Genomic DNA, 19626 nt, shown 5'->3' with positions numbered 1-19626 from the left:
GCGGTGGCACAACCTGGGCCGGGTTGTGGAGGCGCCGGCTGCGCCCACACGGTCTCCACACGGCATACCCCGGTTGTCCCCAGCTGAAGGCTGGTCGTGCACGGGTTGTCCACCGGTTGTCCACAGGGGTGGATGTGCGGGGAAACGGCTCCGGAACAGAAATCATCCGTTTGGTGGATAGGCGTAGGGCCGAACCACATACCCACAGAGTTGTCCACAGGTGTGGACCATGGGTCGGGTTCCTCAAATGTCCGAATCTGCTGCGGGATTCGTGCTCACCTGAGCACGAACTCGACTGAGGTGTCGGGGAGGTGAACAGGCCCCCACACCTGTGCACAAGGCTGTGGACAACCAGTTCCTGGTGCAGAGAAGTCGGATCGGGCGTCAGCGAGACTGCTGCTTGATCCTGTTGGTCAGCTCGGTGACCTGGTTGTAGATCGCGCGCCGCTCGGCCATCAGCTGGCGGATCTTCTTGTCGGCGTGCATGACCGTGGTGTGGTCACGGCCACCGAACTGCTGCCCGATCTTGGGCAGGGACAGGTCGGTCAGCTCGCGGCACAGGTACATCGCGATCTGGCGGGCCGTGACCAGGACCCGCGAGCGCGACGTGCCGCAGAGGTCCTCGATGGTCAGCCCGAAGTAGGCCGCGGTCTGGGCCATGATCGTCGCGCTGGTGATCTGGGAGCCCTGCTCGTTGGGGATCAGGTCCTTGAGGACGATCTCGGCCAGGCCCATGTCGACGCTCTGCCGGTTGAGGCTGGCGAAGGCCGTGACGCGGATCAGGGCGCCCTCGAGCTCGCGGATGTTGGTCGAGATGCGGCTCGCGATGAACTCGAGCACGTCGTCGGGCGCGCTCATGCGTTCCTGGATGGCCTTCTTGCGCAGGATCGCGATCCGGGTCTCGAGGTCGGGCGGCTGGACGTCCGTCAGCAGGCCCCACTCGAACCGGCTGCGCATGCGTTCCTCGAAGCCGGACAGCAGCTTGGGCGGCAGGTCACTGGTGATCACGACCTGCTTGTTGGCGTTGTGCAGCGTGTTGAAGGTGTGGAAGAACTCTTCCTGCGTCTGCACCTTGCCCTGCAGGAACTGGATGTCGTCGATGAGGAGCACGTCGACGTCGCGGTAGCGGCGCTGGAAGTTGCTCGCCTTGTCGTCGCGGATGCTGTTGATGAAGTCGTTGGTGAACTCCTCGGAGTTCACGTAGCGCACCTTGACGTGCGGGTAGAGGTTGCGCGCGTAGTGCCCGATGGCGTGCAGCAGGTGGGTCTTGCCCAGCCCGGACTCGCCGTAGACGAACAGCGGGTTGTACGCCTTGGCCGGCGCCTCGGCCACCGCGACGGCGGCCGCGTGGGCGAACCGGTTGCTCGCGCCGATGACGAAGGTGTCGAAGGTGTACTTGGGGTTGAGTCGAGTCGCCGACTCGTCGGTGACGCTCATGACCTCGTCGCGCGGGCGGCGCTGCGCCTCGGCGGGCGGCGTCAGCGGGTAGACGTTGTCCACCGAGAGGTGGGCAGGCGGCTGGCCGTGCGGCTGGCCAGGCTGGGCGAGGGGAGGGATCGACAGGGGCTGCTCGTCGACGTAACCCGTGGTGTCCTCACCGTGGTGCGCCTCGTCCAACGAGGTGTCGACGGTGACGGCCAGCTGCACCTGCTCGCCGAGCTGGGAGGACAGTGCCTGGGTCACCGCGTCGCGCACCCGCTGCTCGACGACGTCCTTGGTGTACTCGTTCGGCACCTTGACCAGGGCGGTTCCGTCGAGCAGTCCGGCGAGGCGGGCCAGCGTGAGGAACGCGCGTTCGCGGGCCGGGAGTCCGTCGGCGTCGAGGGTGGCGATGGTGTTCTGCCAGATCTGCGTGTAGTCCAGATCTGTGTCACTCACCGGTCCCACATCCCTTTCGACGGTTTGGCTGCCCTGTCGCAGGGTCATGGTGTCTGTCCCCTGTGCCTCATCGACACTGTGCCTTATCCACATAGTTATCCACAACCTGTGGGCAAGGGATGGGACGAGGAGGGACGGTAACAACAGCGGCGCAGGGCGGCAACCGAAACGGCGGAAATTGGGTCTCGTTCGGGGAAATTGGTGCCCTACGCACGGCGTGTCTGGGTCGAAATGGCCAAGAGTGGGTGCTATTGGCGCCTCGCCAGCCCAGCTGTTCCCCGCGGTTTGCCGCGTGGCCGGCGCTGGTTTGACCCTGCGGTGGGCGCTCGCGTACCTTGGAACCGGCCTGTCGGCCGTTTTCGCATGCCCGTGACGCCCTGGATCCTTGGTGCCAGCCACCGAGGATCGGTTCTCGCGGGTCTCCGATTGCGGCCGACCACCCAGCCGCCCATGCACTCAGCAGGCCACCCGGGCCTGATCAGTAACGGAGATCCTCGTGAGCAAGCGTACTTTCCAGCCGAACAACCGTCGTCGGGCCAAGACCCACGGCTTCCGCCTGCGTATGCGGACCCGTGCGGGTCGCGCCATCCTGTCGGCCCGCCGCGCTAAGGGCCGCACCGAGCTCTCCGCCTGAGGCCGACCCCGTGCTGCCCGCGGGGCACCGGCTCCGTGCGAGTTCGGACTTCGCGGCCACCTTTCGGGGGCCCAGGGGAGCCCGAGCTGGCTCCACGCTGATCGTGGTCCACGCCAACCAGGCCGACGCGCGTGCGGGACAACCGCCGCGGGTCGGTTTTGTTGTCTCCAAAGCCGTCGGCGGAGCGGTGGTCCGCAACCGCACCAAGCGCCGGCTGCGGGCGCTGATGGCGGCTCGGGTTCGCGCACTGCCGCTTGGTACGGATCTCGTGATTCGCGCGAATCCTGTTGCGGCGCAAGCGAATTCGTCGTCACTGGGCGTCGAGCTGGATGGTCTCCTCGCTCGGGTGACCGCACGACTCGGGGCGGGGCGCGCGTGAGCACGCTCAAGCGGGTGACCGCGGCACCCCTGATCGGGCTCCTGCTCTTCTACCAGCGCTTCATCTCACCGATGACGCCCCCGACCTGCCGGTACTACCCCTCCTGCTCGGCCTACGCCGTCACCGCGATCCGGCGCTTCGGTCCGGTCAAGGGAACCTGGCTGGCCGCCAAGCGGTTGGCTAGGTGCCACCCCTGGGCAGCAGGTGGGGTCGACCACGTTCCAGCACCACCCCCGCACGCCGCCCACGCCGCCTAGCGGCAAGGCACCAGACCTGCCGGCCGCGCGGCATACCCACTGCGCGGCCGGAACCACCGGTGGACCGTCACCTCGACGGCCCACCACCAGATTGAGGACGACATGAGTTTCAGTGATCTGATCTTCCCGTTCGAGTGGATCGTCTCGTGGATTCTTTTCGGTTGGCACTGGGTGTTCACGAACCTGCTCGGCATCCCGTCGGACTCCGGCGTCGCGTGGACGTTGTCCATCGTCGGCCTCGTGGTGGTGATGCGGGCCGCGATGATCCCGCTGTTCGTCAAGCAGATCCACGCGTCGCGGCGGATGCAGCTCATCCAGCCCGAGATGCAGAAGATCCAGGCCAAGTACAAGGACAAGAAGGACCCGGACTCCCGTCAGGCGATGACGCAGGAGACGATGGACCTCTACAAGCGCACGGGGACCAACCCGTTCAGCTCGTGCCTGCCGATCCTGCTGCAGTCACCGTTCTTCTTCGGACTGTTCCGCGTGCTCAACGGGCTCAAGAAGATCGCCGACGGCACGAACGATCCGATCGGCCCGATCTCGGCCAAGCTCGCCGGTGAGGCGGAGTCGTCGACGTTCTTCGGTGCACAGCTGTCCGACAAGTTCGTCGGAGCGAACAGCCTCACCGTCCAGATCGTCACTGTCGTGCTCATCATCGCCATGTCTGCCAGCACGTTCACCACCCAGCGCCAGCTGATGATGAAGAACATGCCGGCCTCGGCGCTGGACAACCCGTTCGCCAAGCAGCAGAAGATGCTGCTCTACCTGATGCCGATCTTCTTCGCGATCTCCGGCGTCAACTTCCCGATCGGTGTCCTCCTGTACTGGCTCACCACCAACGTGTGGTCGATGTGCCAACAGTTCTACGTGATCCGCAAGATGCCCGCCCCCGGCTCCCTCGCGGAGAAGGCGATGCAGGAGCGGCGGCGCAAGAAGGGCAAGCCGATCGAGGAGTTCACCGTCAAGGGGCTCGACAAGGTGGAGGACACCGAGGCGCCCAAGGCGGGCGGTCAGCGCGTCCAGCCTTCGCGGAACAAGAAGAAGAAGGGTGCCGCAGGTCCGGCCAAGAAGCCGGCGCCCAGCTCCACCACAGACACCAAGCCCCAGACCGACAACTGAGAGTGACCACCATGACCGAGCACAACAACACCGTCGTGGACGACACCCAGACCACTGAGACGTCCATCGACGAAGGCACCGACCAGGGCACCGGCGAGGGCCCCGACCAGGGCACCGGCGAGGGGACCGATCAGGGCACCGACGAGCACACCGATCAGGGGGTCGATCAGCTCACCGACCAGGGCGCCGACGACTCCGACGACTCCGACGACACGGCAGCGGACGCGCCCTCTGACCACGAGCACGGGGCGCCGCGGCGTCGCCCGGCCAAGGTGGCCGACCTCGAGCGTGAGGGCGAGGTGGCGGCGGACTTCCTGGAGACCCTGCTCGACATTGCCGACCTCGATGGCGACATCGACGTGGACGTGGACGGCGACCGTGCCGCGGTGTCCATCGTCGACTCCGACGAGGGCCGGGTGCCTCGGCGCCTGGTCGGCCAGGACGGCAAGGTGCTCGACGCGCTCCAGGAGCTGACCCGGCTCGCCGTCCAAGCGGCCACCGGAGAGCGCAGCCGACTGATGCTGGACGTAGCCGGCCACCGGGCCGAGCGCCGTGCGTCCTTGGTCGAGGTCGCGCGCGGCGTCATCGAGCAGGTCAAGGCGACGGGCGAGCAGGCCTCTCTCGAGCCGATGACGGCTTTCGAGCGCAAGGTCGTTCATGACGAGGTCCTCGCTGCCGGTCTCACGTCCGAGTCCGACGGCGTGGAGCCCCGCCGCTTCGTCGTCGTCCTGCCGGCGTGATCGCGCCGCAGGCGAGTGTGTTTCACGTGAAACAGAGCGCATGACGGCGCACGAACGCACCGACGACGGGCGCGGGACCGGGGAGACCGGGACCGCGCCCGTCGCGTCGTCGACGGGTCCCGCCGCTCCTCCAGCCGTTTCAGACCCAACCGCTTCAGCCCCGCCCGCGTCAGACCCAGCGGCTCCGGCTCCGGTGGCACCACCGGCGGCTGCGGCAGTGTTCGGTACGCACCTGGCCCTGGCCGAGCGGTTCGCCGCGATCCTGGCGGACACCGGGGTTTCGCACGGTCTGATCGGCCCCCGCGAGGTGCCGATTCTCTGGGACCGGCACATCCTCAACTGTGCGGTCGCGCACGAGGCCTTCCCCGAGGGGGTGGCCGTGGTCGACGTGGGTTCCGGAGCCGGGTTGCCCGGTTTGGCCCTGGCCATCGTGCGGCCTGACCTGCACCTGCACCTGGTCGAGCCCATGTTGCGTCGCACCACGTGGCTCTCGACCACGATCGACGAGCTCGGCCTCTCCAACTGCACGGTCCACCGGGGCCGGGCCGAGGAGTTCAACGGGGTGCTGACGGCGCCCTATGCCACCGCGCGAGCGGTCGCCCGCATTGACAAGCTCGCCCGGTGGACCTTCCCGCTGCTGGCCGACGACGGCACCCTCGTGGCCCTCAAGGGCGAGTCCGCCGCCCAGGAACTGGCCGCCGAGGAGAAGGTGCTGCGCAGGCTCGGAATGACCTCAGCGCGGGTCGTGACCTTCGGCGCCGGCCTGCTCCCCGTGCCCACCACCACGCTGCAGCTCACGGTGGGCGCTCGTCCGGCAGCCAAGCGCGGTCCCGCGCGACGCGCCAGGAACCGGACCTGATCAACCCTGCTGACAGGGCGCTGCCTCCCGCGTTGTGACGCACGCGCGAACTAGGGTTGGATGATGCCCATGGCCAACGAGGAGACTGCGTGAGCACAGCAACGCTGCACTTGACCAGGGGGCTCGGATGGCCGCAACGGCCGGACCGCCCCAGCAGCGCACTCGGGTGGCCGGCAGGGGACCGGAGGTCGCAGAGCGACCCGGCTTCACGTGAAACGGAGCAGCTCTCCACCGCGACGACAGCGCTGGACGAGCGCGCGGGGCAGGCCGAACCGACGGCGAACGGTACGACCATCACGACAGGTGACGCCTCCATGACCGGCACAGTCGACAGCAATACGGCCTCTGTTTCACGTGAAACAAACGGCGCCCGCGACCTCCATCCCGACGCCCACGCGGGCACCCACCCCAGCACCCACCCCGTGGATTCGGCCGCGGCTGAGGAGGCGCTGGCGGCCGTTGTTTCACGTGAAACGGACGAGCGTGAGGAACTGGCCTCCTCCTTGCCGACCGCTGACCGGGACACCCCCTTGGCGCAGGCCGTCGCCGCTGATGCCCGCAAACGAATAGCCCTCACCGGGCGAGTCTTCCCCAAGCCGACGGCGACGCGCGTCCTGACCGTGGCCAACCAGAAGGGCGGGGTAGGCAAGACCACCACCACCGTGAACGTCGCGGCGGCGCTGGCCCAGGCGGGCTTGACCGTGCTGGTCATCGACATCGACCCGCAGGGCAATGCGAGTACGGCCCTCGGTATCGACCACCACGCCGAGGTGCCGAGCATCTACGACGTGCTCGTCGACGGCACACCGATGGCGGATGTTGTCCAGGAGTGCCCGGACATCCCCGGCCTGTGGTGTGCGCCGGCCACGATCGACCTCGCCGGCGCGGAGATCGAGCTCGTCTCGCTGGTTGCGCGCGAGACCCGCCTCCAGAAGGCGATCGCGGCGTACCTGGAAGCGGACGCCGACACCGATCGCCCGGCGCCGGACTACGTCCTGATCGACTGCCCCCCGAGTCTGGGCCTGCTGACGGTCAACGCCTTCGTCGCCGCCCAGGAGGTCTTTATCCCGATCCAGTGCGAGTACTACGCGCTCGAGGGTCTCTCACAGCTGCTCAAGAACATCGAGCTGATCCGCAACCACCTCAACCCGTCATTGCACGTGTCGACCATCCTGCTGACCATGTACGACGGCCGGACCCGCCTGTCGGCCCAGGTCGCCGAGGAGGTGCGCAACCACTTCCCGGCGCAGGTCCTGCGCAACACCGTGCCTCGCTCGGTGCGCATCTCGGAGGCGCCGAGCCACGGCCAGACCGTGATGACCTACGACCCCAACTCCAGTGGCGCCCTGTCCTACCTGGGCGCGGCTGCTGAGCTTGCCGATCGCGGCGCCGCCACCGCCGACCACTCGACCGCGTCCACGCAGAACTGAGAGAAGACACCATGAGCGAGAAGCGCCGCGCACTCGGCAGGGGCCTGGGTGCCCTGATCCCCAACGCCCCGACCTCCCCCAATGGCCGTCCCGTGGACGTCTTTTTCCCTGACCAGCGTCCCGGCGCGACGGCGTATGCCGGTGGGACGCCGTCCGGGCGCGACGGTGCCGGCGAGGCCTCGGCTGGGGCAGGGACGACCACGACGACGATGGAGCCGACCAGCGACGCCGGTCACGGTCCGGACGGGGTGTCCGACGATGACCGTGCTGCCGGCAACGGGCAGGCCCGCACCGGTGAGGCGTCAGGCTCGGGTGACGCGAGCGACACCGACGACGCAGATGGCGCGGTGGCGGCAGACACGGACAACCCGCACGGGCTGGCGCCGGTCCCGGGAGTCTCCTACGGCGAGATCCCGGTCGAGCAGATCCGCCCCAACCCGCGTCAGCCCCGGTCGGTCTTCGACGAGGACGACATGGCCGAGCTGGTGCACTCCATCTCCGAGATCGGGGTGCTTCAGCCGATCGTCATCAGGCCCATTCCTGCAGGTCAGGGGCCCGACCAGCTCGACAACGCCCCCGAGGGCGTGCGCTACGAGCTCATCATGGGTGAGCGCCGCTGGCGCGCCTCGCAGGAGGCTGGGCGGGCTACCGTGCCAGCGATCGTCAAGGAGACCGAGGACGACGACCTCCTGCGGGACGCCCTCCTGGAGAACTTGCACCGCAGCGAGCTGAACGCTCTCGAGGAGGCGGCGGCCTACCAGCAGCTGCTCGAGGACTTCGGCTGCACCCACGACGAGCTCGCCGCTCGGATCGGCCGTTCCCGGCCCCAGATCTCCAACACGCTGCGGCTGCTGAAGCTGCCGCCGCTCGTGGCCCGCCGCGTGGCTGCGGGCGTGCTGTCGGCCGGCCACGCGCGGGCCCTGCTGTCGCTGCCCGACGGTGCCGCGATGGAGCGCGTCGCGCAGCGGATCGTGGCCGAGGGCCTGAGCGTCCGCAACGTCGAGGAGATCGTCGCCGTCGGCGGGCCGGACGACGTGGCCAAGCCGCGACGCCCGCGCGCGGGCAACCGGCACCCCCAGCTCGACGACCTGGCGGCCCGGCTGTCCGACCGGTTCGACACCCGGGTCAACATCGCCCTGGGTCAGCGCAAGGGCAAGCTGACGGTCGAGTTCGCCTCGGTCGAGGACCTCAACCGGATCGTCGACATGCTCGGCCTCGACCGCCGCAGCTAGGACCGAAGTAGCTAGGACCGCAGACCGACCGACCGCCGCGACCGCGGGCTTGGAGTAGGTCGGCTGCTGCTCAGCGGTCGGGGAATTCCCTTGGGGGAGTAGCCGATTCGTGGTCGTTGTCAGCTGTGTGAGGCGAGGTAGGCGCGCAGGTCGCCGAGTCTCAGGACGCCCGTCGTGGCGGTGTCGTCATCTCCCAGGTAGAGCCGCTGCAGGCTGACCAGCACGGCCTCGGCGATCGTGTCGCGGAACGCCGGGTCGGCCAGGCGTGCGGCGTCGCTGGGGTGGGACAGGTAGCCGGCCTCGATGCGCACGGCAGGCATCCGGGTCTGCTGCAGCAGGGCCCAGGAGCGGCCGTGCGAGCGGCAGTTCTCGAGACCGGTGCGCGCCACGACTTCGCGCAGCACCAGGTCGGCGAGGTGCTCACCGACGGCCGACCACGACGTCTTGCGGTCGCGGCCGAAGAAGAAGGTGGCGACCCCGCTGGCCTCGGCGGCATCGTGGGAGTCGCAGTGCAGTGAGAGCACGAGGTCGGCGCCGGCATCGTTGGCCAGGGCGGCCCGCTCGTCCTCGGTCGGGCAGGTGTGCTCGGTTCGGGTGTAGACGACCGAGACGCCGATGGCGGTCAGCCGACCCTCGATCCGGCGGGCGAGGTCCATGACCAGCTCTGCCTCGACCAGCCCGTGGGCCACGGCGCCGGAGTTGCTGCCACCGTGGCCCGGGTCGAGCACGACGGTGCGGCCACTCAGGCTGTGCCCGGAGCGGCGGACCAGCTCCTGCTCGCGCAGCACGTTGGCCGAGCCCCCCGACACCGAGCGACGCAGGTCCTTGAAGGCACGCAGCGTGTCGGGACCGACCGATCCGTCACCGGAGAGGCCGTAGGCGCGCTGGAAGCTGCGCACCGCACGCTCCGTCTCGGGCCCGAAGCGGCCGTCGACGCGGCCAGCGGCGAAGCCGAGGGTGTTGAGCCGCTCCTGCAGGGTGACGACGTCCTCCCCGCGCAGCAGGTGACCCGGCGTGTGCATGAGGATCCGGTCGCCGAGGGCCCAGCGGGCACCGTCGATGGCCGTGAACGTCTCGACCCCGACCACCCCGTCGACGATCAGCCCCTTGTGCTGCTGGAAGGCCCGCACCGCACGCTCGAGGGAAGCGTCGAACAGGGCGGGGTCGAACGGGGTCTGGTCCCCCTCGCCAGCGTCCTCGGCGTCAGGGCCGCCGAGGTGTGGCGGTTCGGGCAGCTGGTCGAGTGGCAGCGCTGCCAGCCTGGCTCGCACGTCCACGACGGCGGGTCCGTGGCTGCCGAGGCCGAGCAGGCCGCTCTTGCTGTCGGACACTCGACCTCCTCGGGTGATCGCGCACCCAGCCAGGTTCTTGGCCGGTGTGCGGGTGGCTGGCTGTTGGGGTATTTGTGCAGGTCAGCGGTGGTGCGCCCGGGTTGCGGGGCATGGTGGCTGACGCCCGAGCCTAAGTCAGAACCGGGCTGCGGACCAACCGGACGACCCCTGGTCCGAAAGCCTGGTCCGAAGGCCTCGTCCGGTCGCCTGGTTCGTCCGTGGTCCTCACGCCCTGGCCCGAAGCCAGGGGGCGACGATGCCGGCCGCACCCACCATCGGGCGCGGCCGGCACACGGTCACTGCGGTGCTCAGCCGAGGTAGTCGGCGAGCTCGCGCACCAGCTTGGGCTTGGGCATCGCACCCACGAGGGTCTTGACGACCTCGCCGCCGACGTAGACGTTGAGCGTCGGGATGCCAGTGATGCCGTAGCGGCTGCTCACCGCGAGGTTCTCGTCGGTGTTGAGCTTGACGATGTCGATCTTGTCGGCGTGCGCGATCGCCAGCTCCTCGAGGACCGGGGCGACGGCGCGGCACGGGCCGCACCAGGGCGCCCAGAAGTCCACCAGGACGGGCTTGTCGTTCTGGAGGACGTCGACCTCGAAGGTGGCGTCCGTGGTGTCCTTGATGGCTCCCACTCGGGGGCTCCTTTCGGTGGTGCTGCGGTTGGGGCTGGATGGGTGGTGAGGTGTGCCGGTTGTGGCGTGGGGCTCGGTCTGTCCGTCAGGATCCCAGCGGGGTCTGACAGGCAGACCGGGTGGTCAGTGGGTGAGGGCGGGCTCGTCGGTGAGGGCGGTGTCGCCCGCGGGTGCGCCCGCGTGCTCGCGGTCGGCGAGGTAGCGCTCGGCGTCGAGGGCCGCGGCGCACCCGGAACCGGCCGCGGTGATGGCCTGGCGGTAGGTGTGGTCGACGAGGTCGCCGGAGGCGAAGACACCGGGCAGGTTGGTGAGCGTCGTGCGGCCCTGGACCAGGACGTAGCCCTCGTCGTCGAGCTCGACGACGCCCTTGACCAGCTCGTTGCGCGGGTCGTGCCCGATCGCGACGAACAGGCCGGTGACGGGCAGCTCACGGGTCTCGCCGGTCACGGTGTCGCGCAGCGTGATCCCGGTCAGCTTGGCATCACCGTGGATCGCCTCGACGGCGGAGTTCCAGGCGAACCTGATCTTGTCGTTGGACAGGGCGCGCTCGGCCATGATCTTGGAGGCGCGCAGCTCGTCGCGACGGTGCACGATCGTCACCGAACGGGCGAACTTGGTGAGGAAGGTCGCCTCCTCGACGGCCGAGTCGCCACCGCCGACCACGGCGATGTCCTGGTCGCGGAAGAAGAAGCCGTCACACGTCGCACACCACGAGACCCCGTGGCCGGAGAGTCGCTTCTCGTCGGGCAGCCCGAGCTCACGGTAGGCCGACCCCATCGCCAGGATCACGGCGTGCGCACGGTAGGTGTTGCCCTCGGCGTCGACGACCGTCTTGACCTCGCCCTCGAGGTCGACCGACTCGACGTCGTCGGTGATGATCTCGGCGCCGAACCGCTCGGCCTGGGCCCGCATGTTCTCCATCAGGTCCGGGCCCATGATGCCGTCGCGGAAGCCGGGGAAGTTCTCGACGTCGGTGGTGTTCATCAGCGCGCCACCAGCGGTCACGGCGCCCTCGAACAGCAGGGGCTGGAGGTTGGCCCGCGCCGCGTAGACGGCGGCGGTGTAGCCCGCTGGACCGGAGCCGATGATGATCAGACTGCGGATGTCGGCAGGTGCGGTGGTGCTCACGCGGTTACAGCCCCTTGTGGTCGAGAAGGCGGTGCACCGCAACATACGGTGCCTGTGTCTGCAACCGATCGTAGGCCCTCGATGTTCCCCACCGCTGCGGTGCGCCACGACGCGCCGTGAGGCGGCCCCTGCAGGCTCAGGGGACCGCGAGCGGGCCGGCCAGCACGAGGGGGTGCGCGGCGTCGCAGGCCGGGGACACGGCATACACGGTCCGTCCGGTGTCGTTGCTGACCACGGCGACCACCGCTGGTGCGCCGTCGAGAGTCGCGACGTCAGCCGCGACCGGCATCCAGGCCTGCACGCCGATCGCGGTGAGGCAGGCGCGCAGGCCGGTCTCGCTGTCGGCGGGACCGCGGCTGGCCTTGGGTGCTGCTGCGCTGTCGCGGGCGGTGTAGTCGACGGCAGCAGCCTGCGTCGCCAGCGCTGCCGCGGTGTATGTCGTGCCGCTGGCCGCCAGCGACACCTGGCCCAAGGGCCCCCTGACCCGCAGGTCCGGGCCCGAGGACGACTGGGTGCGCGGCGCGACGCCCGACCCCGAGTTCGTGTCCGACCCGCTCTCGCTACTGGCCGCCGCCCCGCTGCCGCTGTCTGCGGCGGAGCCGCCGCTGAGGGAGGCCATCACGTCGCCGGGGCCGGTGCCGGTGAGCAGGGCGGGGAGGCCGAAGCCGAGGATGGCGGCTGCCGCGGCGGCGACCCCCACGTGCTGCCAGCCCCAGCGGCGCGGCCGCAGGGGCACGACCGTGGCGCCGCCCTCGCGGGCCGACTGCTCGGCGGCGATGGAGGCGTTGATCCGGGAGACGAGGTCCGCCGGCATGGGGCCGGGGTCCGGCAGCGCCGACAGCAGCTCGCGGATGCCGGTGGGGTCGTGCTCGGGGCCCCCCTTGTCCGCGGGGGGCACGGGTGGGGTGCTCACCACGAGAACCTCCAGACGTCGGGGACCAGCATTCGGGACGCACGGATGCCGGTGGACACACGGCAGGGGCGACATGTGTACGACGTCACGGCTGCCCCGATGGTTCCCTGAGCAGCTCGGCCATGGCCTCACGGCCCCGACTGCAGCGCGACTTCACGGTGCCCTCCGCGACCTCGAGGACGGCGGCGGCCTCCGCCACCGAGAGGCCGTGCATGTCGACGAGGATGAGCGCCATCCGCTGGCCCTCGGGCAGTCGGTCGAGGGCCTCCCGCACGTCGAGCCTGGTGTCGACCGAGGCCTGCGCGTCGCGCTTGTCGGAGAACTCGTACTCGGGCAGCGGACTGGTCGGCTTGTCGCGCCGCAACCGGTCCAGGCACGCGTTGACGACGATGCGGTGGAGCCACGTGGTCACGGCCGCGTCGCCTCGGTAGGACTCGGCTCGCCGGAACGCCGAGATGAAGGCGTCCTGCACGCAGTCCGAGGCCAGCTCGCGGTTGCGCGTGGTCCGCAGCGCGACAGCCCACATCCGGTCGCGGTGACGACGGAACAGCTCCCCGAAGGCGTCCGGGTCGCCGGCGATGTGGGCGCGGAGCAGGTCGCGGTCGTCGCGCTCGCGCAGCGGGAGGGTGCTCATGGGTATGCCGCCCTGCCGACCTTCCCGGTCAGCTGACCGTGACCTCGGCCAGCGTGGCGCGGAAACGCCCGTCGCTGACCTGGGTCACGCTGGTGAACCAGACGAAGACGAACTGGCCCTTGACCGCTGCAGGGGCGGTCAGGGTGACGTCGCCGGACTTGCCCTTCGAGGAGCCGACCTCCTTGGCGCTGTCGAGGCTCTCTCGGTCGTCGCCGACGTAGACCGTCACGTCGGAGGCGTTGGGCAGGACCAGCTTGACGGTGGTCACGTCGCGGTTCTGGCCGAGGTCCAGCCGCACGCCGACGCCCTTCTTGAGGCCACCGAGGTTGGCCGACGCGTAGCCCTCCGAGCTCCAGAAGGTGTTGTCCTTGCCGTCGAAGACGCGGGCCGCCTCGCCGTTGCGCTCCGCACCGTCGCCGGCCGGGTCGAACCCGGTGGCGCTGAGGACGGCGAAGGACTGGGTCCCGGACTCCTCGGGCTGGGTCGGCGTGACGGTCACCGCTGGGGCGGTCACCTTGACGGTGCTCCTCGGCGTGGGGGGGTCGCCGAGCCCGAGGTCGGTGTTGGAACCGATCTTCGAGGCTCCGTAGAACCCGACCACGATGGCCAGGATGAGGAACGCCGCCACGACGGCCAGCACGAGCTTGGACTGGTCGCGCGTGGGTGCCTCGCCGGTGTCGGCGTGGAGCATGGGGAGCGGAGGGTCCAGTGGCTCCTGGCCCTCGACGAGGGCCTGGTCGAGGGAGATCCGGCGTTGCTCCGCCCGCTCCTCGGCCGCCTGGCGCTGCGCCCGCCGCTCGGCGGCCTTGTCCGCCGCCGCGCGGGCGAAGCTTCCCACGCGGTGGGCAGCGGCCCCCGCTGCCTGACCGGCTGCCTGACCTGCCGTGCCGATCGCGGACCCGACCGCACTCGCTGCCGCAGCGGCCTGGGCGGCTGCCGCCGCGCCGGCGCCCGGCTCACCGGGCTCTGTGGATGGCTGGGTGGATGGCCCTGCGGCCGGCTCGGACAGCTCGGAGGGCGGGCCGGGGAGGACCGGGTCGAACCGCGTCTGGGTCGGGCGGCTCGCCGGACTGCTCGTCGGGCTGCCGCCACCTGCGGGACGAGGGCCACCCGCGGCCGGGAGCAGCGCTGTGTCGACGTCCGCACCGGTCGCGTGGTGCTGAGACGCCGCATCCTGCTCGTCTGCCGCGTCCCACTCGTCCGCGGCAACGGACGGTCCGTCGACAGGTGCGTCGACCGGTGCGTCCTGGCCGGTCGGCAGGGCGACGGTGCTCTCCGAGGCGGGGGAGGACGCGGATCCCGGGGTTGCTGGCGGGATGGGCACCGTGGCGAGCTCGGAGCGCAGTTGCTCCATGGCCAGCGGAATGGTCCGGGTCGTGCCGTCGTCCACCGGGGTCGTGCCGCCGAGACCGCTGACCTGCGCCATGGCCCACGGCGCGATCTGGGAGGCGAAGTCACCGGGGGTGAGCGGCCCCTGGTCCTCGTTGAGGGTGAGGCGGCACAGGGCGTCGAGGTCACCGGGGACACCCGCCGCGATCTCGGACGGCGCGGGGACGCCGCCGACGACGTGCGGCGCGGACTCCAGGCCGGGGACCGAACCGGGCAGTGGCCACCGGCTGGTCAACGCGGCATACGTGAGGGCAACCACGCCCACGGCGTCCAGCCGAGCCGCCTGGGTGGCGTCGAGGTCGTCCTCGTCGGCCATCGCGGCGAGGGTGGCCACCCCGCGGACCTTGATGGTGCCGTCGTGGGAGCGCAGGACCGAGTGCGGGGTGAGGCGCAGGTGGTGCAGGCCCCGGCCGCGCGCGGCCTCGAGGCCGGTGGCGGTCTCGCCGACGACGCGGCGGACCTCCTCGGCGGGCAGTCCGCCCTGTTCGAGGATCTGGGCGAGCGAGTGGGCGTCGTGGATGGCTTCCTCGACGAAGAACGCGATCCCCTCGGACCGGCCCACGTCGAGCACGCGCACGAGGCGGTGGTTGTCGAGTCCGGCGACGCGACGCGCGGCGTCGAGGGTGGCATCGGCGTGGGACTCGTCCTCGGAGAAGCACACGATGACGACGTCGCGCTCCAGCGTCGTGTCGTGGGCCGACCAGCGTTCGGCCCTCGGCAGCTGCTCGAGCCGACGCTGCACGGCATAGCGGCCGCCCAGCACCGTCGATGGGCCTACCCCGTGCACGCTGCCTCCTACGGTGTCGATGGACGCGTCGCCCCTATTGCACCAGCACGGTGCGGGCTCATCCTAGGGCGTGCCCGATCAGGAGGGGCGGCGCCGCAGGCGGCGCAACACGGGCTCGAACAGCTGGCCGACCTCCTCCACGCGCAGGAGGTGGGCGGTCCCGAAGCACAGGACGAGGAACAGCACCCCACCCAGCACCATCTCGACGAGGGCGCCCGACCAGCGCTCGCCGTCGATGCCGAAACCCTCGAGACCGACGAGCATGAAGGCCGTGGCCGCGGCGGCCAGCAGCCCGGCCAGCGCGAGCCTGACGTAGGTGCGGATGCTCGATCCGAGCCGCAGCAGGCCCAGCCGCCGACGCAGCAGCATGAACCCCAGGAGGGCCGCGGCGAGGTTGCTCAGCGTCTGTCCGATGCCGACGACGATGCCGGCGCGTCCAGGGTCCACGGTGAGGGCCGTGATGTTCACCGCGGTGGCGACGACGGTCACCACCACCTGCAGCAGGAACGGTGTCCTGGCGTCCTCGTAGGCGTAGAACACGCGTTGCACGAGGTACAGCCAGCCGAACGGCACCAGTCCCAGCATCATCGCCATCATCACGTGCGCGATCGCCAGGCTCTCGGCGTGGTCGTTGCCGGGGAAGGCGACCCGCACGGCCTGGGCGCCCAGCACCAGGGCGAGGAAGGTGCCGGGGACCAGGAGCACCGCGGGCATCCGGATGCCCCGGCCGAGGTCGGCGACCACCTCCGCCGTGTCGTCGCGGTGCGCGGCCTGGGAGAGCCGGGTGAACAGGGCGGTGACGAGGGAGACCGTGATCAGGGAGTGGGGGAGCATGAACAGCAGGAAGGCGAGCCCGTAGGCAGTGACGCCCGCGCCGACCTGACCGCGCTCGTCGAGCAGGTCGCCCGCCCGGGTCATGACCTTCGACGTGACGATGAACCCGAGCTGGCTGACGGCCACCGCCGCGAAAGTCCACAGCGCGACCTTGGAGGCGGACCGCAGCCCCACGCCGCGGAAGCCCCACACGGGTCGATACCGGAAGCCGCTGCGGTGCAGCGGGAGCCACAGCGCGAGTGCCTGGGCTGCGACGCCGAGGGTCGCGGTGCCCGCCAGCAGCCAGATCATGGTGTCGGACCAGTTCTCGACCTTGATGTCCTTGCCGTAGGCCGCGCCGAACCAGAGCAGCCCGCCGATCGCGACCACGTTGGCCAGGGCCGGCGCCCACATGTATGCCGCGAACTGACCTCGCGCGTTGAGCACCTGGCCGAACAGGGTGTAGAGGCCGTAGAAGAAGACCTGTGGAAGGCAGATGAAGGCGAACGCGGTGGCCAGCCCCAGGGTCGTGGCGTCCCACCGGTTGGAGAACAGCCGGACGAGCAGTGGCGCGGCCGCCGTGACGACGATGGTGGCGCCCAGCAGCAGGGCGATCGAGAGGGTGAGCAGCCGGTTGACGAACTCGTGACCGCCGTCGTCGTGGCTCGCGGCCTTGGTGATCTGGGGCACCAGGACGGCGTTGAGGACACCACCGGCGAGCAGCAGGTAGAACTGGTTGGGCAGGGTGTTGGCGACCTGGAACGTGTCGGCCGCCAGGGCGATGCCCACGGTGGCCGCGAGCATCGAGGCCCGCGCGAACCCGAGCAGCCGCGAGACGACCGTGCCGGCGGCCATGACGGCGCTCGACCGGGCAAGGCTGCGCTCGTTGCCGGTGGTGGCGTCGCTCATTCGGGGATGGCCTCTCGGGGGAGCCGGGCGCCGGGGCGACGTCGGACGGTGCGCACGATACCCAGCAGCAGGATGAGCCCGCCCACCGCGGCGAGCCCCCAGTAGACCCAGTTGCCCGTGGGCGTGACGCGGACCTGCACGTCGGCGCCCTGTCCGATGACGGTGCCGTCCGGCGTCGTCAGGGTGGTCCGCAGCGGCACAGAGCCCGCGGCCAGCGCCGTGACGCCCACGAACACGGTGGCCCTGCTCTTGGGGCCGATCCGCAGGACGGCGGGCTGGCTGTCGATCCGCAGGCGCGGGTTGGAGGCCTCCACCGTGAGCTTGACGTTCTCGACCGGCACTGCCAGGTCGTTCGTGACGGTGATCTGCAGCCGACCGGAGTCGGCGAGGAAGTTGATCGTGCTGGCCGACACCTTGACCGACGTGGTCGTCTGCCTGGCGGCCTGGGTGACCCGGCCGCTCAGGGTGTCCCACGCGGTCGGGGCGGCTCGCCAGCGGGTGGAGGCGAGCTGTTCGGCCGCCCGGGTCCAGGTGCGCAGGAACTCGTCGCCGTCGTCGCGGATCTGGGCGACACCGCGCACCGTGCGGACGGTCTGCTCCAGCTGGCTGATCCGGGCACTGGTGAGGACTGCCCGGCCGCCGCTGGGCGCGACCGTGGGCCGGGTGACCGGGGCGGCTGGAGTGCCCACGGCGCGCCTGGCCCTGGCCAGCACGTCGCCGGTCGTCGTCGGGGTGAGCCACGGGATGCTGGCGGTGGCGGAGAGGAAGGCCCGGGCGGCGGTCGGGTCGGGGTTGAACGAACGGGGCGCCGCCACGAGGACCGAGCGCCCCTGTGTGCCGGGGAGCTCGTTGAGCAGCGCGACCGAGTCGGCGACGAACTGCTGGGTGCTCAGCACGCCTTCCGCCGACGAGGTGGTCCGCCGCAGGAGCGCGCTCAAGGCGTCGTCGTAGGCCAGCAGGGGCAGCCCGGTGGTGCTGCGTTGCGCCGAACCCGGGGTCGCGGCCGACCCCGGCGTGCTGAGCACCGCGGCCGACGTGACCTGCCCGGCGAGGGCCGGCACGCGGAAGAGCCGGCGCAGGGCCGTCTCGCGGCTCGTGGTGTAACCGCCGTCGGCCGGCCAGGCCACGTCCGCGCGGCCGCCCAGCTTCTCGGCCACCGCCTGCGAGCGCCCCACCAGGGTGCGCATCAGGGACTGGCCCGTGCTGGCCCCGGCGACCGCCGCGAGGTCGGCGTCGGTGTCCGGCAGCACCCACGGGGTATGCCGCGCGGCCGCGTCGGTGATGCGGGCCTGGGTCGCGGCGCGCATCGCCGTCTCCTGGTCACCCTGGGTGGATTCACCACCGAGGTCGACGCCGGTCGGCAGCAGGCCGGGCAGGAGGGTGGGGTCGATGGCCCAGGTCACCGGCGCGTCCTGGGTCGCGTCAAGGACCCGGTTGACCCGGGATCCCTCGGCGAGCGCCTCGCCCCAGGCGGTCTCGCGGCTCGCTCCCCGGCCACCGAACAGGTTGGGGTCGGGGTCGAGGGTGAGCGGCACCGCCCAGCTGATGGAGATCGGCTCGTACTGCTTGGTCCGCTGGTAGCCGGCGAAGGTCCGCACGCTGGACGTGCCGGTCTGGATGCTGAGCGGGATGGCGCCGTACGCCGCACCCCCCAGCGAGGCGAGGCGGGGAACGGTGAGCGAGAACGACGCCGTCCCGCCCGCCGGCACGGCACCGGCGAGCCGGGTCTGGGCGATGACGGTTCCCTGCGCCGGGCCGGTCGCCGTCGCCCAGGCCTGGACGGCCTCGCGGGTCGACTTCAGGGCGGCGTCGGCGGTGGGCATGACCACGGACACGGTGGGCCGGTTCAGCGGGCCGGTGCCGTCGTTGTGCACCGTGCCGGTGACGACGAGGTCCTGGCCGCCCGTCACGACGGCTGGGGTCACGGCGGACAGGGCGAGGTCGACGCCCGCTGCCGACGCAGGCCCGGACCCGGCCGCCCACGTGGGCAGCGCGAGCGCGGCCGCGGCGAGCACGCGGCATACGGATGCGCGGTGCATCACCCGTCTCCGGCCAGACGCGCCCAGGCCTGCCTCGCGATGCGTCGCTCGTTGGGGAAGGTGAGGTGCTCGTGTGCCTCGCGCAGGGGCAGCCAGGCGACGTCGATCGCCTCGTGGTCGGGGTCGTTCTCGATGGTGAGGTGACCGCCGGTGGCTTCGAGCAGGTAGTGGTGGACGAACTTGTGCACCCGGCGCTGGTCGGTGGCGAACCAGTAGTCGATGGTGCCGAGCTCGGTGAGGACGCGGCCCTCGATACCGGTCTCTTCCTCGACCTCACGGGCGGCGGCCTGCTGGAGCGTCTCGTCGTTCTCGAGGTGCCCCTTGGGCAGGCACCACTCGATGCGGCCGGCCCGGTTGCGACGCGCGATCACGGCGATCCGGGCGACGCCCTCGTGCACGTCGACGACGATCCCGCCCGCCGATCGCTCCTCGACCGCGGGCAGCCGGGGCCGCTGGGGCACCAGCCTCTCGGGGTCGCGAGCGGGGGAGGTCACCGTGCCACTCTAACGAGCGCCTA

At 70.7% G+C, this 19626-nt stretch carries 18 protein-coding genes; 8 read left to right on the top strand and 10 right to left on the bottom strand.

The annotated features are described in order from the left end of the window. Positions 1-384: 384 nt before the first annotated feature. Positions 385-1878: a chromosomal replication initiator protein DnaA gene (gene dnaA, locus AC1DWP_RS09495; protein WP_477614217.1), complete on the bottom strand. Its 1494-nt coding sequence runs from the start codon at positions 1876-1878 to the stop codon at positions 385-387. Between the two features lie 496 nt (positions 1879-2374). Between dnaA and rpmH the strand changes: the two genes are divergently transcribed. The 8 genes from rpmH (at position 2375) to AC1DWP_RS09455 (ending at position 8531) form a co-directional block, all read left to right on the top strand. Beyond that, the gene (rpmH, locus tag AC1DWP_RS09490; protein WP_140739978.1) at positions 2375-2512 is read left to right on the top strand and encodes a 50S ribosomal protein L34; all 138 of its coding nucleotides are present in this window, start codon (positions 2375-2377) and stop codon (positions 2510-2512) included. Continuing rightward, positions 2451-2891 carry a ribonuclease P protein component gene (rnpA, locus tag AC1DWP_RS09485; protein WP_477614216.1) on the top strand — a complete coding sequence of 147 codons (441 nt, stop codon included), beginning with the start codon at positions 2451-2453 and terminating at the stop codon, positions 2889-2891. Before rpmH ends, rnpA begins: the two co-directional genes overlap by 62 nt. A 14-nt stretch (positions 2892-2905) precedes the next feature. Continuing rightward, positions 2906-3148, top strand: coding sequence for a membrane protein insertion efficiency factor YidD (yidD, locus tag AC1DWP_RS09480; protein WP_477614215.1), 243 nt, complete (start codon positions 2906-2908; stop codon positions 3146-3148). 102 nt (positions 3149-3250) lie between these two features. Continuing rightward, the gene (gene yidC, locus AC1DWP_RS09475) at positions 3251-4270 is read left to right on the top strand and encodes a membrane protein insertase YidC (protein WP_477614214.1); all 1020 of its coding nucleotides are present in this window, start codon (positions 3251-3253) and stop codon (positions 4268-4270) included. Between the two features lie 11 nt (positions 4271-4281). Then, positions 4282-5010: a Jag family protein gene (locus AC1DWP_RS09470; RefSeq protein ID WP_477614213.1), complete on the top strand. Its 729-nt coding sequence runs from the start codon at positions 4282-4284 to the stop codon at positions 5008-5010. 217 nt (positions 5011-5227) lie between these two features. Beyond that, a complete protein-coding gene (gene rsmG, locus AC1DWP_RS09465) occupies positions 5228-5869 on the top strand; it encodes a 16S rRNA (guanine(527)-N(7))-methyltransferase RsmG (RefSeq protein ID WP_477614212.1) in 642 nt (213 codons plus the stop codon). A 314-nt stretch (positions 5870-6183) separates the two neighbouring features. After that, entirely contained in the window at positions 6184-7299 is a 1116-nt protein-coding gene (locus AC1DWP_RS09460; RefSeq protein WP_477614211.1) for a ParA family protein, read from the top strand. A gap of 11 nt (positions 7300-7310) precedes the next feature. Then, positions 7311-8531, top strand: coding sequence for a ParB/RepB/Spo0J family partition protein (locus AC1DWP_RS09455; RefSeq protein WP_477614210.1), 1221 nt, complete (start codon positions 7311-7313; stop codon positions 8529-8531). A gap of 119 nt (positions 8532-8650) precedes the next feature. Here AC1DWP_RS09455 and AC1DWP_RS09450 read toward each other — a convergent pair whose 3' ends face one another. The 9 genes from AC1DWP_RS09450 to AC1DWP_RS09410 all read right to left on the bottom strand — a co-directional run bounded on the left by AC1DWP_RS09450 (position 8651) and on the right by AC1DWP_RS09410 (position 19603). Further along, entirely contained in the window at positions 8651-9862 is a 1212-nt protein-coding gene (locus AC1DWP_RS09450) for an N-acetylmuramoyl-L-alanine amidase (RefSeq protein WP_477614209.1), read from the bottom strand. Positions 9863-10170: 308 nt separating this feature from the next. Beyond that, on the bottom strand, positions 10171-10497 hold the full coding sequence (trxA, locus tag AC1DWP_RS09445) for a thioredoxin (RefSeq protein WP_477614208.1): 327 nt from the start codon (positions 10495-10497) through the stop codon (positions 10171-10173). Positions 10498-10620: 123 nt separating this feature from the next. Further along, positions 10621-11670: a thioredoxin-disulfide reductase gene (gene trxB, locus AC1DWP_RS09440; protein WP_477614207.1), complete on the bottom strand. Its 1050-nt coding sequence runs from the start codon at positions 11668-11670 to the stop codon at positions 10621-10623. A gap of 91 nt (positions 11671-11761) precedes the next feature. Continuing rightward, the gene (locus AC1DWP_RS09435) at positions 11762-12538 is read right to left on the bottom strand and encodes a hypothetical protein (protein WP_477614206.1); all 777 of its coding nucleotides are present in this window, start codon (positions 12536-12538) and stop codon (positions 11762-11764) included. Between the two features lie 85 nt (positions 12539-12623). Next, on the bottom strand, positions 12624-13172 hold the full coding sequence (gene sigM, locus AC1DWP_RS09430) for an RNA polymerase sigma factor SigM (RefSeq protein WP_477614205.1): 549 nt from the start codon (positions 13170-13172) through the stop codon (positions 12624-12626). A 28-nt stretch (positions 13173-13200) separates the two neighbouring features. Next, on the bottom strand, positions 13201-15348 hold the full coding sequence (locus tag AC1DWP_RS09425) for a hypothetical protein (protein ID WP_477614204.1): 2148 nt from the start codon (positions 15346-15348) through the stop codon (positions 13201-13203). A 78-nt stretch (positions 15349-15426) separates the two neighbouring features. Next, on the bottom strand, positions 15427-17070 hold the full coding sequence (gene murJ, locus AC1DWP_RS09420; RefSeq protein ID WP_477614203.1) for a murein biosynthesis integral membrane protein MurJ: 1644 nt from the start codon (positions 17068-17070) through the stop codon (positions 15427-15429). Beyond that, positions 17067-19109, bottom strand: a complete 2043-nt coding sequence (locus tag AC1DWP_RS09415) for a DUF6049 family protein (protein WP_477614202.1) — start codon at positions 19107-19109, stop codon at positions 17067-17069. Before AC1DWP_RS09415 ends, murJ begins: the two co-directional genes overlap by 4 nt. After that, positions 19109-19603, bottom strand: a complete 495-nt coding sequence (locus AC1DWP_RS09410) for an NUDIX hydrolase (protein WP_477614201.1) — start codon at positions 19601-19603, stop codon at positions 19109-19111. The genes AC1DWP_RS09415 and AC1DWP_RS09410 overlap by 1 nt, the downstream gene beginning before the upstream one ends. Between the last annotated feature and the right edge of the window lie 23 nt (positions 19604-19626).

Source organism: Pedococcus sp. P2_F6, from assembly GCF_056403675.1.
The sequence above is the reverse complement of the archived record's forward strand: the minus strand, read 5'-3'. Positions and strand labels throughout refer to the sequence as shown.

What these genes read in the sequence shown, in the direction of transcription:
- AC1DWP_RS09460 (WP_477614211.1), top strand. Translation starts at nt 6,184, where the DNA reads ATGACCGGCACAGTCGACAGCAATACGGCCTCTGTTTCACGTGAAACA.
- AC1DWP_RS09470 (WP_477614213.1), top strand. Translation starts at nt 4,282, where the DNA reads ATGACCGAGCACAACAACACCGTCGTGGACGACACCCAGACCACTGAG.
- yidC (WP_477614214.1), top strand. Translation starts at nt 3,251, where the DNA reads ATGAGTTTCAGTGATCTGATCTTCCCGTTCGAGTGGATCGTCTCGTGG.
- murJ (WP_477614203.1), bottom strand. Translation starts at nt 17,070, where the DNA reads ATGAGCGACGCCACCACCGGCAACGAGCGCAGCCTTGCCCGGTCGAGC.
- sigM (WP_477614205.1), bottom strand. Translation starts at nt 13,172, where the DNA reads ATGAGCACCCTCCCGCTGCGCGAGCGCGACGACCGCGACCTGCTCCGC.
- AC1DWP_RS09415 (WP_477614202.1), bottom strand. Translation starts at nt 19,109, where the DNA reads ATGCACCGCGCATCCGTATGCCGCGTGCTCGCCGCGGCCGCGCTCGCG.
- trxB (WP_477614207.1), bottom strand. Translation starts at nt 11,670, where the DNA reads ATGTTGCGGTGCACCGCCTTCTCGACCACAAGGGGCTGTAACCGCGTG.
- AC1DWP_RS09455 (WP_477614210.1), top strand. Translation starts at nt 7,311, where the DNA reads ATGAGCGAGAAGCGCCGCGCACTCGGCAGGGGCCTGGGTGCCCTGATC.